General features: G+C 59.1%; 11 protein-coding genes and 1 pseudogene. All 12 read right to left on the minus strand.

All coding sequences use genetic code 11. The features are described from left to right. Positions 1 to 143: 143 nt before the first annotated feature. The 12 genes and pseudogenes from EWM63_RS30850 to EWM63_RS30895 all read right to left on the minus strand — a co-directional run bounded on the left by EWM63_RS30850 (position 144) and on the right by EWM63_RS30895 (position 13,923). The gene (locus tag EWM63_RS30850) at positions 144 to 740 is read right to left on the minus strand and encodes a beta clamp domain-containing protein (protein ID WP_130189933.1); all 597 of its coding nucleotides are present in this window, start codon (positions 738 to 740) and stop codon (positions 144 to 146) included. An 81-nt stretch (positions 741 to 821) separates the two neighbouring features. Beyond that, positions 822 to 1,022 carry a hypothetical protein gene (locus tag EWM63_RS30855; protein WP_130189934.1) on the minus strand — a complete coding sequence of 67 codons (201 nt, stop codon included), beginning with the start codon at positions 1,020 to 1,022 and terminating at the stop codon, positions 822 to 824. A gap of 2 nt (positions 1,023 to 1,024) precedes the next feature. After that, positions 1,025 to 1,414 (minus strand): hypothetical protein, encoded by a 390-nt coding sequence (locus EWM63_RS30860; protein WP_130189935.1) that lies wholly within the window; start codon positions 1,412 to 1,414, stop codon positions 1,025 to 1,027. A 204-nt stretch (positions 1,415 to 1,618) separates the two neighbouring features. Next, the gene (locus EWM63_RS31950; protein ID WP_165391009.1) at positions 1,619 to 1,756 is read right to left on the minus strand and encodes a hypothetical protein; all 138 of its coding nucleotides are present in this window, start codon (positions 1,754 to 1,756) and stop codon (positions 1,619 to 1,621) included. 9 nt (positions 1,757 to 1,765) lie between these two features. Continuing rightward, positions 1,766 to 1,936, minus strand: a complete 171-nt coding sequence (locus tag EWM63_RS31955) for a hypothetical protein (protein ID WP_165391010.1) — start codon at positions 1,934 to 1,936, stop codon at positions 1,766 to 1,768. Positions 1,937 to 3,384: 1,448 nt separating this feature from the next. Next, positions 3,385 to 5,069 (minus strand): annotated as a pseudogene (terL, locus tag EWM63_RS33165) (phage terminase large subunit). Positions 5,070 to 5,140: 71 nt separating this feature from the next. Next, a complete protein-coding gene (locus EWM63_RS30870) occupies positions 5,141 to 5,350 on the minus strand; it encodes a hypothetical protein (protein ID WP_130189936.1) in 210 nt (69 codons plus the stop codon). Positions 5,351 to 5,357: 7 nt separating this feature from the next. Next, positions 5,358 to 5,651, minus strand: coding sequence for a DNA packaging protein (locus EWM63_RS30875; protein ID WP_130189937.1), 294 nt, complete (start codon positions 5,649 to 5,651; stop codon positions 5,358 to 5,360). Further along, entirely contained in the window at positions 5,648 to 5,875 is a 228-nt protein-coding gene (locus tag EWM63_RS30880; RefSeq protein WP_130189938.1) for a hypothetical protein, read from the minus strand. The genes EWM63_RS30875 and EWM63_RS30880 overlap by 4 nt, the downstream gene beginning before the upstream one ends. A 60-nt stretch (positions 5,876 to 5,935) precedes the next feature. Then, a complete protein-coding gene (locus EWM63_RS30885) occupies positions 5,936 to 6,778 on the minus strand; it encodes a glycine-rich domain-containing protein (protein WP_130189939.1) in 843 nt (280 codons plus the stop codon). 2 nt (positions 6,779 to 6,780) lie between these two features. Further along, positions 6,781 to 9,411: a phage tail fiber domain-containing protein gene (locus EWM63_RS30890; RefSeq protein WP_130189940.1), complete on the minus strand. Its 2,631-nt coding sequence runs from the start codon at positions 9,409 to 9,411 to the stop codon at positions 6,781 to 6,783. 45 nt (positions 9,412 to 9,456) lie between these two features. Beyond that, the gene (locus EWM63_RS30895) at positions 9,457 to 13,923 is read right to left on the minus strand and encodes a transglycosylase SLT domain-containing protein (RefSeq protein ID WP_130189941.1); all 4,467 of its coding nucleotides are present in this window, start codon (positions 13,921 to 13,923) and stop codon (positions 9,457 to 9,459) included. Between the last annotated feature and the right edge of the window lie 7 nt (positions 13,924 to 13,930).

Below are 13,930 nucleotides of genomic sequence, written 5' to 3' on the forward strand. Positions count from 1 at the left end.
GGCGGCCCCCAGGAGGGGATAGGACCGGGCCAATGCGGCTGTCAGGTTCATGCCCACGCGGGCGAGCCAGTAGGCCATTGCGAGGCGACTACAGCCCCAGTGATGGGAGCACGGCCGGGGTCCGCTACGGGTACGTGAGGGGTTCATGCTGCCTGGTCAATCGGTGCGGGCCATTGGGCGCCCCAGGTGGACATTACAGGCGCCTCTTTGGGTTTCTTGAGGGGCATCATCACGCCCGTGAACTCAGGGCGGCCCAAGACCTGTACAGCAGCCGCATCGGTTCCCGAATGCCAGATATGCACGGCACTTGTCTTCTGGCCCAGGGCTTTCGCCACCTTGCCAAAGACCGCTAACAACTCAGGGTCAAACTGACCTACCGCGCCGCTGGCTTTCGTTGGGACGATGCGCCGGTAATCTGGGAATCGGCCGTCCATCGGGGTGAAGACCACACTGTTAAGGCTCCAAAGGCCGCCATTCAAGGACTCCAGCGAGCTTCCACCACTTTTCCAGCCCGTAAGAGCCCGCTTGATTACGTCGTTGGGAATGATGAGAGATACGCACTGGTCAAGCGTGTGCTTTTGCTCATCGCGCAGCACTGCAGCAATGTTACCGTCCGTTGCAACGAGGCGCGTTTCCTCCAGCAAGAATTCCACGAAAACCCCGTTAAGGTAAAAGCGGATGTCTTTGGTGGCAGCGCACAGGGCTGCAGCTTTGAGGTGATCGGTTTTCAACAACATCATTCGGTTTCTCCTGGTGATGAGCCAGCGCGGGACCATCCCACGGGCTCACTCCCAGGCCCCCGTGAGGAGGCTTGAGGGGACTTACTGGGCCTTCTGTGCCTTGTAGAGGCCAGGGCCGACCGGCTCAACGCTGGCAACCACTTGGTAGGTCTCACGGTTCACGATGGTGGCCGCCTGTTGCATTACCTCGCAGCGCTGGACCGCCTGATCCATGGCCACGTCCAGGTCATCCGAGAGGCCGTAGCCGATGACGCCACTTGCATACGAAAGGAGGTAGGACATGCTTAGGCCCCCTCTTTCTCGGTCACGTACCAGCCCAGGGTGTTGCCACGGTTGCGGCCCTTCTTGGCGTATTCACGTTCGACCTCCAGGCCGATGGCCTCGGCAATCGTGGTCATACTGTTGATGCCTGTCCCGCCGTCCAGGCTGGCCTTGCCATCGTTCAGGAAGCGGAGACCGTAGAAGGTCCCTTCGGTGCCTCTGAGGGCCTGGAGGCGGTCCTGATAGGTCTCTTCGAGCCACATGCCGAAGACCGTGCCGATCATGTCGTAACCGCCACCCATGCAACGGAAGCGCCGGCCGGTGTTGCGGTCGTCCAGGCGGCAGATGTTGTAGCCGTAGGTCTCACGGCCACGAGAGGTAGACCACGACAGGCTGAGGTGATTGATGTTCATGTTGTTTTTCTCCTGGTGATGAGCCTGCACTGGCCGATCCAATGGGCTCACTCCCAGGCCCTCGTTGCATCCATCCTGTTGCGCAACAGTTGCACTTCAGGAACCTTAGGACGCAATGAGGCCGTCTTGCTGTCCCCACTGGTAAGCCCCCACAGATGGTAGGAGGCTTACTACTGGGTCCTCCGAAGAGGTCTTGTGTGGTGCTTAGAGGGTCTCAGCGATCACCAGTGCGGCGTACTTACGCACCATCGTCTTCCAGAACCACCAGCCCTCTTTGTCCATCGTGATGCTCTGCCTGTTGAACTCCCGCAGGGACTCTTGGAATGCTTCCGTGTGTGTCATGGCAGCCCCTTAGAGATTGTCGTAAGCTGCCTGGAGTGCATCGGCACCCACGTTGTAGGCCAGTGCAACCTTCGGGTGAGCATCCGGGTATTCCCAGCCGTCTTCGATGAGGCGCTGCAGGTGTTCCAGGGCTGCTTCTACGTCACCTTCGAGGGTGCTGGGCTTCTTACGAGTGGTCATGCTGTCCTCCGTTCGTTGTGTTGTTTGCTGCGATGGATCGAACTATATCGGGAACTGTTCCGATTGTGGAAGCTTTGATTTAGAGGGATCATTCTAAATGTGGAACTGTTCCCTCATCACCATAGGGCGTCAGTCAAGCCCCTATAGGAGCCCTGGAGGCTGCCTGGTGTGCGTGCCTGGTGATGTGCCTGGAGTGTCCCTGTAGGGCTCCTGGTGGATTCCTGGTAGGTTCCTGGTGGTGTACCTGGTGGGGCTCGTAGGGTGTCCTGGTGGTGTACGTGGGCAAACGTTACAGATACGAGAATCTAGAGATAGTTGATAAAGTCAACCATCGGCTTAAAAGCCCCGTGAGCACCCCAAGAGGGCACCATACGAGGCTGGATAGGCTCAACACTAGTTGGATCAGCTAGTGCGATCCCTTATGAATCAATGAGTTACGCTTGATGTGCCCGCTTGATGTGTCCGAATGGATGCGGGTGTGCCCTGGTGGTGCATGGGCGGAGGTGGGGGGTACGGGGGGAATCGCCAACCCATTGCGTTCGAGGTGGGCTTTCAAATTTTTGCGGTAAAACATTTCACCCTCTCATGCCTTTCCAAGCGACCCCTAGAAGGAACCCGACAAGGAAACAGCCGGCCACGCTAAGTGGCAAGTAGGTGCGCCAATCGGCACCGTACGCGAGCGTGAAGGCCGCCTCAGTCCAGCCATTGGTGTGGACCTGGAGGTAGGCAGCACGGGCCACAGCGGCAACCGCACCGATGCCCAGCGAGGAGAGTAAGGACCGACGAAGTGACATCGGATTATGTTATCACAGCAGTTCCTACGGGTGCTCCCCGAGGAGGGTGACACGCCACTCCTGCATGAACGCAGGGGCCTTCTCGTCATTGCCGGGGCGTTGGAAGCCCCTGAAGACCATCTGACTGCCAACCCAGGCCAACAGTTGGGGCTCCCAGAGATCAGGGAGGACCCTTGAGTCGGACCTTGAGTTGCCATATTCCTGGATCGACAAGGTGCGGTGGTGTCCCGCACGGATGAGCGTGAGGGTCCCACGGATGCCTGGGTCATTGGCCAGGTCCTTATCCGAACGCTGGATACCGTTGACTCTTACTTGCTTGACAAGACTGTACATCCATACAGTATATCTGATTGGATGGACTATGATGGTATTGTTACCTTCAGGACACCTCTAGGGAATCTTAAAGAGTAACTGAGGGGTTATCCTCAGCATAGGGCTGATCCACCACTAGGAACACTTACGTTTCCCCCCTACCCCCATAAGTTGTCTTATAGAGTGCAGGAGTGAAACGTAGAGTTCCCAGTAGGTGGATCAGACAACAGCACAGGTCTGACCGCACACACTGAGGTTCCCCAGTCCGCAGTGATGCGGCACAGCCCATAGGCTCGTGATCCCCCGGTTAGAAAGCAACGGCTCTCTATCCTATTGTGCTACCTATGCCCTCCTCGCCTTGTTGGTCCCCATCCAGTTCCGTGAACGATCCTTCTTGCCAGTGATGCCCTGCCTCCACCGCTTCAGTTCCTCCTGAAGGGCCTTCTCACGATGAACCTCATGGGCCTTCGAGACATCCTTGCTCATGTGCTCCACCCAGTAGGCAACAGCCATAGCCAGTGCATCGAGTCGGTCATCATGGGTCAGGGCACCACGGTCACGAGTGATCCGGGTGAGCTGGTAGAACAGGCTGTACTTGATGTCCGCTTCAGCGGTCCTGAAGTCCTGCTCGATGACCCTTTGGTCCACCACCAGCTTGTGGGTAGACAGGATCGGTTCCAGCGTGTCGATGATCCGCTGCTCCTTCTGCGTGGAGTGCTTGACCTCCTCCACGAGCACCTTATGTCCCACCTGCGAGAAGAACGGGGTGATGAGCTTGGTGTACATGCCGTCACCGAAGTTGGCCTCGATGATGACGTGGTTCACCTGGTGGGTCTTTGCGAGGTTCGCCAGGGCCTTGAGGGTGTCGTCCTCATAGCCACCCTTCAGGCCACCTGCAGCTACCAGGTAGAGCTGGGCGTTGAGAATCTTCACGATGGCATAGCCGGTCTCGTCACTGCCTCGGCCGCTGGGGTCAATCGCCATGACACAGCCGGTGTAGTCCGCCATCTCAGGGGAATGCCACATCGGGCGGTAGTAGCGGTCACCTACCAGGGCCACCGCAGGGAGGTCGTTATGGACCAATGCGGGATCAGCGGCCCAGGCCAGCTTCACGTGCCCCATCATCGGGTTCAGGCTCATCACAATGAGGTCCTGAATCTTCAGTGGGAATCGGTCACCGTCCGAGAGGCTGGTATCCAGCATGAACTGGAGGGCAAAGCCGGCACGACCATACGATGCCGCACGTTCCGCCAGGTCCTTCTCATCGAACCTTCGGGGTCTGTAGGTTTCCCCTGGAGGGACGGATCAGCTTCCAGCGCACGGGTAATCATTGGCGCCAGGCGGCCCTGATAGCTCAGTACCTTCTGGATGGTCGGGTACAGTGCTGGCCACACCCTGATCTCATAGCCACGCTCGGGGAGCTGGTTATACAGAGACATCTCGGTCTGTGGGGTGCCGAGGTAGATGATGCGACCACCCGGCTTCAGGATTGCGTCAAACTCCTTGACCGCTTCGGCCAGCTTGTCACGCATCATCTGGGTGGCCGAGTTGTTCGGAACCTCGATGTCGTCCGCGATGAGGATGTCCGCACGGGAGCCGGTGATCTGCCCGGTGATGCCCGCAGCTTTCACCGAGGGGGACTGGTCAGGTAACGCCGGCCCCACATCGAAGATCAGCATGGAGTCACGCTGGTCTGGGCCTGGGCGAAGGTGGTGCAGGATTGGAAGCTCGTGGATCAGGCGCTTCACGAACGTGGCGAAGGCATCCGCTCGATCCTTGGAGGCGGAGATCACTTCCACCTTGAGCTGTGGGTTGTTGAGGAGGACCCAGCAAACGAATGCTGCGGTCACCCAGGATTTACCGACACCTCGGAATGCCTCGATCACAGACCGGCGTGGGCCGTGCTGGAGGTACTTGGCGATGTCGTATTGGAGGGGGGTTGGATCAGGAAGGTTAAGGTGCTTCCACACCATGAACATAAACTTTCGGAAGTCCTCCCGTGCGGGGTGAACTGCGCGTTGTGCCATTGGAGCCTTTGTAAAGGCAGGAGGGAGAAACTCCCGTCCCTCCCGCAAAGTCGTCTAATTCGTGGATACCACTAAGGTTGGATTCGATCCTGGGGCATCTTCTCGGACACCCAGAAGCCGGCCGTGTTCTTAGCCATCTTTTTCGATTCCATCTCGGGCACCGTTAGGCACCGGCGATTGGTGCCGAAGTCACCTGTGCGGTGCTTGTCGAATGCAAAGGACGAATTGAAGTATTCGCCGCAGCCAGGGCATTGGTTGCGGTCGCCATTGAGTTGTTTCATGTGTTGTCTACTTGCGGAGTGGGACTACGTTGTCGTCATCGAATACGGGAAGATCATCGAGCCCGGTGGTTGCTTCCAGGCCGGGGATACTTGCAGCTTCGATCCGGTTGTCCTTGAGGAACTGGCGGATGACGTTCAGGTGTGCTGGGGATGGCGGAACGAGCCATGGCTGGCCATCAGGCTGGAGGACTGCATTGCCCTCCTTGTCCATAAGAGGGACGCCCCGCAGAATTAACTTGCACCAGTCGGCCATGCCACCATGGACTTCGCCTAGTTCCTTCTCTGTTGCCTTGTCGGTCATAGGCCCAGCAGCTTTCGGGCGACTTCAACCACGCCCACTTGTTGGACCACGAAGGCCCCGGCCGCACCTGCAGCGATCCATTTGATTTGCAGTAGGTTGTCCTTCATGGACTTGAGTGTTTCGCTCATGCTCTTGGAGTCCTCCTTGATAGTCGTGAGGTCCGTGTCGTGAGCATCCACGCGGAATTCGAGGCGTGTTACTCGATGCTCAATGGGATCAGTCATCGTTCTTTCTGTTTAGATGTGGTGGTTCAGCAGGAATGCGAGCAACGCCCGCAAACCCTGTTAGCTGAACCACTCGATTGTGATGAGGCCACGGGTGCCAGCAATGCCGGTAGTGGCCGTAGGCGAGTTCTGGCTGGGTGCACCTGTGCCGTAAGAGTTGCCACCGTAAATGTGGATATTTGCGTACATCACCGAAAGACTGCTGGAGGATGGCCCAGGCTGTCCGTGCGTACCAGTGATATTGATATCCCCGCCAGAGGCAGTTCCGCCAAGCCCACCAATAACTTGGCTGGCCGAATTAACGGCTTTCCCGCCCCCGTTAGCGGTGATCGTAGAGCCACCGATAGTCACCGTAGATGCACCACCAGCACCTCCCGCACCACCGCTGGGTCCTGCAGTTCCCCCAGCGCCCACTGTGTAGCCAGCCGGGGTGTCGCTTGTGAGGCCGAACACCCAGGCGATCGACGTTCCTCCTGTGCCGCCTTGGCCCACGAAGTTACGAGTGGAGGTTGGGCCATCTGCCCCACCACCACCGCCGATGGCCATGATGCGGGCCTTGGTGGCTCCTGCGGGGATCGGAAGGGTTCCTGAGCCTGCAGTGTTGAGCACGGTAGTGGCGATCAGGCCGCCACCGCTAGACGAAGACCCAGTGGCAATAACCACGGCGCCTGTCTGCCCGTTCACCGAAGTAACGGGTGGTGGCGGGATCGTGACGGCCCCCGTTTGGCCATTGACCGAAGTGACAGCGGCCGCGCCACTCGTGCCTTCAATGACAACATCTCCGGTCTTCCCGTTCACCGAGGTGACAGGGACATGGGTGATTGGCGGTGCAGTAATCCCTTTCAGGATATGCAGATTTGGAAACAGCTCGAACAGCCGCGCCAGTTTGGAGGAATTACTCATGGTTAGCCACAGACATAAATGCAGGCGACCTGCTTCACCTCGGTAGGCGAATCGAAGGTCACGGTTTCACGGGCACGAGCTACTGTGTAGCTGCGCAGGAGGTCGTCCCCTTGGCGCATTCCTTTGCCGGGGATGCTGGAGGTGACGATGAAGTCGCCAGCTTCGATGTTGCCGTTCTCACCGCAAACGTTGATCTGACCTTCGCCCAGCGCGTTCGCGGACCCAAGCCAGTAGTCGTGCTTCACGGAGTCATAGCTGGCCAGCCTCGCGACGGTGATCTCCCCTTTTTCGTTGAGGCCCCTTTCGCCTAGGAATGCAGCCGGTACGGCTTCCGAGAGTTCCCCTCGGAACATCACCAGGGCACCCATCGCGGCCCGCTGGTAGGGCTCGGAGGAGCGTTCCACCTCGAAGATGGTGTTGGAGATGTTGGACCGTGCGACGCACTGAAGATCGATGAGGATGTCTCCAGGCTCCGCGATTTTGTCCTTTGCCATGAGAACATCGTGGGCACCCGTGAATGGGCCGTAGTTCACGCCATCGCCATCGGCATAGAAGTCATAACCGTTGGCGGCCCCCACGATCCCGGAACTCACTACACCGTTGGATGATGTGGCCCGCGACTGGATACCATGCCCCGTGGCGGATTTGTTCTTAGCGGTCACATAAATGCCGCAATGGTTACCGAAGTTACCTGTCGATACCGTAAGCGGACGTACGGCGCCATTGGAGGTGTTATCGAAGGTTGCGTTGATCCCGCTCAACTCCCGAATGAACGCCCAGCCATCCGTACGGCGCACCGAGAAATTGCCATTGGCAATATTGATCCCAGAGCCGGTGATGGTGCCGCCGTCGATCTTGTCAGCCGATAGCGTGCCGGTTACCAGCATGTTCCCGTTGATATAGGCGTTCAGGGCCAGCCACGAACCATTGCTGTAAAAGCGTGTCTCACTGTAGTTCGCGGAGGTGTTATACAGGGTAACCACGTCACGGTTCTGAGGAGCACCGTAGCCAGCGGAGGACAGGGCCGAGTTGGCAACTGAGTTCGACCATACGCTACCAGTCGTGCTGGTGGCGATGTTTACGGTTCCCCGTTTGCCATCGGCCCCATCGTCACCGTCCGATCCAGCCGCACCGTCTTGGGCCATGAGCTGCGCCGCTGCCCACTCGGTAGTGGGAATAGCATCCGTGTCCGTGAGCGAAGAGGCTGTTGCGGTCGAAACGTACAGGTACTTACCGCCGGCACTTGAGGGAATAGTTGTGGACCAACCGTTGTTCACCCCCGTGAGGGTCTTCGTGGCGAAGTCGTAGGTGGAGGTGCCAGTCGGAAGTGCGGGGGCTGCTGGCGTAGGCTTCCGCTGGTAGATGTACACCGTGGCCACCTTCAGGCCATCCGTGCCGTTCTTCACCAACATCACGGGCTCAGACCACTCCAGACCGGAGATATTGTCCGTGCCAGTGTTACTGCTTGCCGAAGCCACAGTCACCCACAGCGGATCACTACCGGACGGAATATCCCGGAGCCATCCACTGGCCAGCGTTGCTGGGGACGTGATGGTGTTGCTCGTGAGGTCTACTGTGACATCTCCAGGAGAACCTACAGGGGCCACCGCTTTCCGCTGGTACGCATAAACGGTGCCGTTGGAATAACCGGGGGCACCACCCTCACCACTTCCACCCGTACCGCCCACGTGTACGTGATCGGCCCGTGCATACTCCGGAGAGGTGCCAGCGGAACCGAACAGGCCGTTCGGTGCTGGAATGGCGTTGGAGGGCTTAGGCGCCTCGTTCATCAGTTCCATCAGCGCGAGTTGCACGTTGGTGGACTGCAAGGACCCCGAGGGGACAAACGCAACGTTCTGCGCAGTCGTGGCGCCACCAGGGCCGCCCACCACTACATCTCCTTCCACGATCTGGACCGTCGAGAAGAACTCGTAGAAGACCTCATCGAGAGCCTTCAGGGGGTCCTTGAAGATGATGTTGGCACCATCGGTAATGGAAACGTCGGGCTCCGTCAGCGCGGCACCGTTCAGGAACACCAAGCCTTGGCCTGGGGTGTAACCCTCGGGAACCGGAATCTTCGTCTGCCCTTCGTAGGCGATGATCGGGGTGCCTCCTGCTGGCTTCGTGATGATGCCATTGAGGGTCGTGCCGGCATCCTGCCAGCCCAGCACACCGTACACCTGCAAGGCGCTCAGGGTTGTGTTGAAGTAAAGGTCCCCCACCTGCAGCTCGGTACCGTCGATACGGACGAATGGGGGTTCGGCCTTAGTCCCTTGGTAAATCTTGTACAGGGTCGAGCCGAGTGAGCTTTGCAGCAGCGCCAGGTCAGCCGAGTCCTGCGCTTCTTGAGCACAGAAAAGAACGAACGTGGTCATGAGGTCCAGGTCCGACTCTTTCAGTACAGAGCCGTCCGAGAAGTTCACCGGAGCGACATCTTTAGGGGTCGTACGGCGAATCTCTACTTTCCCCGAGGGGGCCGGATCGATACGGATGGCACCGGAGTGGAGCCAGGTAAACGGGACCTCGGCGTCCTTGACCTTTACGGTGATGTGGCTCTTGTCAAGGTATTGGAACGGCAGCGAAAAGTTCGCAGTGGTTCCGTCCCCCCGGAGGAGGACATAGCTATAGGGCAAAGTTATCTCCGAAAAAAGAAAACCCCAGCCGGAGCCGGGGGTGTATTAGCGTTCTGCTTCGCTTGATGGGTAGTCGTTGGCCAGGCTGTTCAGCATGGTGCTGACCGGGACAACGTTGTTTAGAGGCAGGAGCCTGCCCCAGGTGCGGATGTCTTTCTCGGTCGTTTGGTACTCGTCAGAGACCCCATTCCGTACCAGCTTCTTCATCGAGATAAGGCCGTTGATGGCCTGATAGGTCGGGTTGGAAGCGAAGCTCGAAAGGTCACTGGTCGTCCGCATCCCACTAAACAGTGGGTACGGAGAAACGGTATCGAACGCCACGGGCAGGAGGGACGCCTGGGCGATCCGCCCGAAGGAGTTGGCAACGATCTGGCCGGGAGCCATACGCTGTGCCAGGAACTCCTGCTGCTTCTGCGGGTCCATCCCTTGGGAGGTCAGCATCGTTCGCCCCATGTAAGCCAGGGAGGCAAACAGGGAGCCGTGAAGCACCGTGCTGAGCGTGGACCAGTCGCGGTGATTCATTGCGAACTGCAGGGACTTGTTCCAGCCGTGCAGCGAGAAGTTCATGAACTGGAACACCGTCTTCCCCAGGGTGGTGCCCATAAGGGGAATCATCGAGCCCAGGTCGTTCTCCTGAACCACCCTGCGGGATTCCCGATGGATGGCTGTCATGAACTGCGAGTACGTCTTCGGGTCTGCCTTCTGCCACCCCTCGAAGTCCATCTTGTGGCTCTTGGAGAATTCCCCTTGGGCCGGCTTGGTGTACGTGTCGATGGCCTTCAGCACACTTCGGTAGTCCTGCTGGTCCAGCCCCATCCACGCCAGGCGTTCAGGGGTAAGGAACTTAGACTCCGTGCCCTTTGCTGCGGACACCCAATGGTTCACCAGGGCTACCGCATGGACCCGCTTCTGCTGGATCATGATGGGTGTCATCCCGGTGTAATCTAGGACGCCCCGTGCCAGCTTCCGCTGTGCCGTATCGAGCTGGTCCAGCCGGCGATTGAACGCGGTATCGCCCTTGTGGCGTACCCAGTCATCCTTGGCGGTGAACTCCATGCGGGCCACGTACTCGGACCCCACGCCACCGATGGTGTTCTCCAGGTGATCGAGGATGTCGTTCGGTGCCTTCCCGCTGGCGATGTCACGGGTGAGACTCCGCAGCTCCGGAATGGCTCCCATCGTCGTCCTCCAGCCCATAGAGCCCACGATCTGGGACATCTCGGTAGCCTGGTTCCACACCGCACCACCCATAAGGCGGATCACGTTGAAGTTCCTCCACATCTCCATGGACTTGTTCAGGGTCGAGAACTGCTCCTGAGGGAGCCCCTGAAGGCGGTCAAAGGCGAACTGAAGATCAGTGCGGAACTTCTCCAGGTCGGCCGGCTGCTTAAATCCTGAGCCCAGCTTGTTGGTCGTGGCGTCAAGGATGCGGTCCTGGATGTGGGTCGACTTGTAGATGTCCAGATGCTTGGCCAAAGCCACGCTGCCTGCCGTCCTGCGGAGGTATGGCTCCACGAGATCGAACGCATTGGAGTGCGTGAAGTCGTTCAGAGACACCTGCACCTTCTCACCATCGGCACGGGTCCACGATTCCGTATAGGTCTCGTTGATCGTGTTCCGGTGTTTCAGGCTGGCGATCCGGCCGGCGTCACTACCTGGTGGAGGGAACATATCGTCCATGATCTTCTGGGCCTCCCAGTCGGAGAACATGCCGTTCCTCATCAGGGACTCCTTCAGGCCATCCTTATCGGTGCCCCGCATCATGTCCTCCAGGAGGTCCTGGGAACGATTTGCATGGGCCTCCTCTACGGTCCGGACGTACCACTTGGACCACTTCGCAGCGGCTTCGTCGGAGATGCCCTCCCGGCCACTTTGGTAGGCACGAGCCCACCACCCTTCCACAGCCTCACGGCCGAAGGAGGTGGCCATATCGTTCCATTTGTTGACATCATGCTTACGAGGGAGGTAGTTCGGATTCTTCTCCAGCTTCCCTACCAGGGCCACCTCGTTGGTCTCAGGGTCCCTCAGCTCAGTCTCGGTAAGGCCGCGCTTCTGCATCCCCTCATCGCGGAGCGGGTTATTGATGTATTCCCGTACCTTGTCCAGGGTCTTGCGCATGTGATCGCCGGCCTTGATGACCTCGGGTGAGAAGTCATCCTCGAATCCCCGGATGTAATTGGAGACCTGAGTACCGAAGTCCTCGAAGGCTTGGCCCTTCTGGTGGTACGGAAGGTCCTGCTTCTTGAACCACTCCTCGAATACCGGATAGGTCCCCTTCCGCATCTCCACCGCCCAGCTATCGGCCCACTTGGTCGTATCGTCCCAGGCATTCGCCTTGACCACTGAATGGCCCTTGTAGCCAATTGTGGTGCCGAAGAGTTTGGAAGCCAGCTCACGGACCGCTTCAGGTGCCTTCTCGCCACCCAGGCGGTTCTCCAGGCCGAGGCCCCAGCCAAACACGGTGGGGATTTCAGCTCGGGTAGCAGCGGCAGCGGTGGCCGCATCCACGCCCGAGTTGGCTGGCGTCATCAGGTAGTCCACCTTCTCCTGTGCCCCGGTGCGCTTGTGAACAAGGGTCTGCTTCATTTGCAACGGAGTGGAGATCAGTTCGTCCGTCAGGCCCATTGCCTTCGTCAGGGCGTTGTGTTCGCCCGGTGCCATCCCAAGGATGCGCCGTACGATGTCCACAGCCTTGCTCAGGAGGGTCTGTCCGGACACCTGGGTCTTCGCCAAGAACTCTACGAACTCGGACTTCCCGGAGTACATCCCGGCAACGAATTCATCAATGTTCTTGAGGTAGTAGTCGGTCTTGTAGTCACTGAACGTCCTACCTGCAGCGGCCTTTCGGACCTCCTCATAGACACCGTGGAGTTCCTTGGTGAGATGGCCGTGGGCCGATGTCGGGTTATCGAGACCAAACCTGATCTTGTTCACCGTGGCCGCGTGAGCGATTTCATGGAGGGCGACCCAATCCTCAGCCCCTTTGCTAAGGTGAATCTCGTGCCGGCCCGCATCGTAGTAGGAGCGAAAGTCTTCACGCCTTGTGACGATTCGGATGTCGTCCCCGATCTGGCCCTCCAGGCGTGCTGCCAGGCCGGCGATCAGTGTGTCATCAGAGCCCTTCAGGGAAGACAGCCGGGACTTCACGGTGTCATCACCGAGGCCCTCGATGCGCCTCCGCATCAGGTTCGTTCGCTCGTAGACTGGGATGTCCGACTTGACCTCCTCCCGCACGCGGGCAGTGATCTCGTCCACCTCATCCACAGCGTTGCCCGCAGCTACCCTCTCGTCCACATTCACGGCATCCGAACGGGTACCGAGGTGGGCATCCGCTTTCACGTGGTCGATGTTCTTCTCGCCCACGAGGTCCACCAATTCCTGTTTCTGGGACACGGAAGCCTCTCGCCGGCCTAGCTGGGCCAACTCCTGGTTCTCACGGGCCAGCCGCGTGGCACCGATCCTCGCAGGATTGATAGCACCACCGATGACAGCACCGAGGCCCAGGCCCATGGCCGCGCTCATGTAGAGCTGGTCGTGGGTGTAAGTCGGCCGGTACCGCCCCGCAGCGGCATCGAATGCCACGTTTGCGCCAGCATTGAAGAGACCCAGCCGGGCAGCGTTAGCGACCCTGGAGCCCACCGTGAGGAGCCCCTCCCCACCCATACCAGGCACGAATGCGATGAGCGTAGGGAGGTCGGCAAGGCCACCGATGAGGCGCCCGCCAAAGCCGGCAACGCCCATGCGGCCCAGCTCCGCCTCCTTCTGCAAGGAGTCAGCCATGCGGGCCTTTCGGTGTGCCGCTTCGCGGTCGGAGGTTGCCTGGAGGATGTACCCCCAGTGCTGCTCAGGGACACCATCAAGGTAGTTCGAGGTGCGCTCGTCGTTCCACCGGAAGTCCGGATCGGTCTCCTTCACGCCTCTGTCTTGCCACCAGTTGTACACCGAGTTGTCCACCTGGAAGCCACGCGAGATAGCACCAGGCAGATTGCCAACACCATTGACAAAGCCCCCGTACTCAGACTGCTGCTGTTCTGAGTCTCGATAGAGTTCAGATGCGCCGGGGGAAGCAGTAAGAGGGGTCTCGGTCCCTGTTGAGAACTGGGTTGAGATGGGAACTTCGGTGGCCGGCTTGGCGCCCTTGTAGAACTTCGCCAGGTAATCCGAAGTCTCCGCCCAAGGTTTCCCTCGGGCGAGCGCGGAGGCAGCCTTAGGGCCACCGTTGTAGTCCGCGAGGGCCAGCTCCAGGCTGCCCCCGTACTTCGCCAGGTTGTCCTTTATGTACCGCGCGGCACCGTCAGCCTCCGAGGGGAAGTCCCCGTATGTGACGTTGTACGCCTGTGCGGTACTTGGCATGAACTGGAAATAACTGCGGGCACCTTTCGGGGACACCGCGTTCTTGTTGAAGCTGGATTCAATGCCACCAATCTTGAACAGCGTTCCCGAGGGGATGCCGTACTGCGCCTCCTTCTCGGAGGTGATCTTCCGTGCCTCGTTTAAATCAATCGTTGGCATATCTTCC

The organism is Pseudoduganella lutea (assembly GCF_004209755.1).
In the GTDB taxonomy this organism is placed as follows: domain Bacteria; phylum Pseudomonadota; class Gammaproteobacteria; order Burkholderiales; family Burkholderiaceae_D; genus Rugamonas; species Rugamonas lutea.

Excerpts from the sequence above, each read along its gene's own strand:
- EWM63_RS30850 (WP_130189933.1), bottom strand. The coding sequence starts at position 740 with ATGATGTTGTTGAAAACCGATCACCTCAAAGCTGCAGCCCTGTGCGCT.
- EWM63_RS30855 (WP_130189934.1), bottom strand. The coding sequence starts at position 1,022 with ATGTCCTACCTCCTTTCGTATGCAAGTGGCGTCATCGGCTACGGCCTC.
- EWM63_RS30860 (WP_130189935.1), bottom strand. The coding sequence starts at position 1,414 with ATGAACATCAATCACCTCAGCCTGTCGTGGTCTACCTCTCGTGGCCGT.
- EWM63_RS31950 (WP_165391009.1), bottom strand. The coding sequence starts at position 1,756 with ATGACACACACGGAAGCATTCCAAGAGTCCCTGCGGGAGTTCAACAGG.
- EWM63_RS31955 (WP_165391010.1), bottom strand. The coding sequence starts at position 1,936 with ATGACCACTCGTAAGAAGCCCAGCACCCTCGAAGGTGACGTAGAAGCA.
- EWM63_RS30870 (WP_130189936.1), bottom strand. The coding sequence starts at position 5,350 with ATGAAACAACTCAATGGCGACCGCAACCAATGCCCTGGCTGCGGCGAA.
- EWM63_RS30875 (WP_130189937.1), bottom strand. The coding sequence starts at position 5,651 with ATGACCGACAAGGCAACAGAGAAGGAACTAGGCGAAGTCCATGGTGGC.
- EWM63_RS30880 (WP_130189938.1), bottom strand. The coding sequence starts at position 5,875 with ATGACTGATCCCATTGAGCATCGAGTAACACGCCTCGAATTCCGCGTG.
- EWM63_RS30885 (WP_130189939.1), bottom strand. The coding sequence starts at position 6,778 with ATGAGTAATTCCTCCAAACTGGCGCGGCTGTTCGAGCTGTTTCCAAAT.
- EWM63_RS30895 (WP_130189941.1), bottom strand. The coding sequence starts at position 13,923 with ATGCCAACGATTGATTTAAACGAGGCACGGAAGATCACCTCCGAGAAG.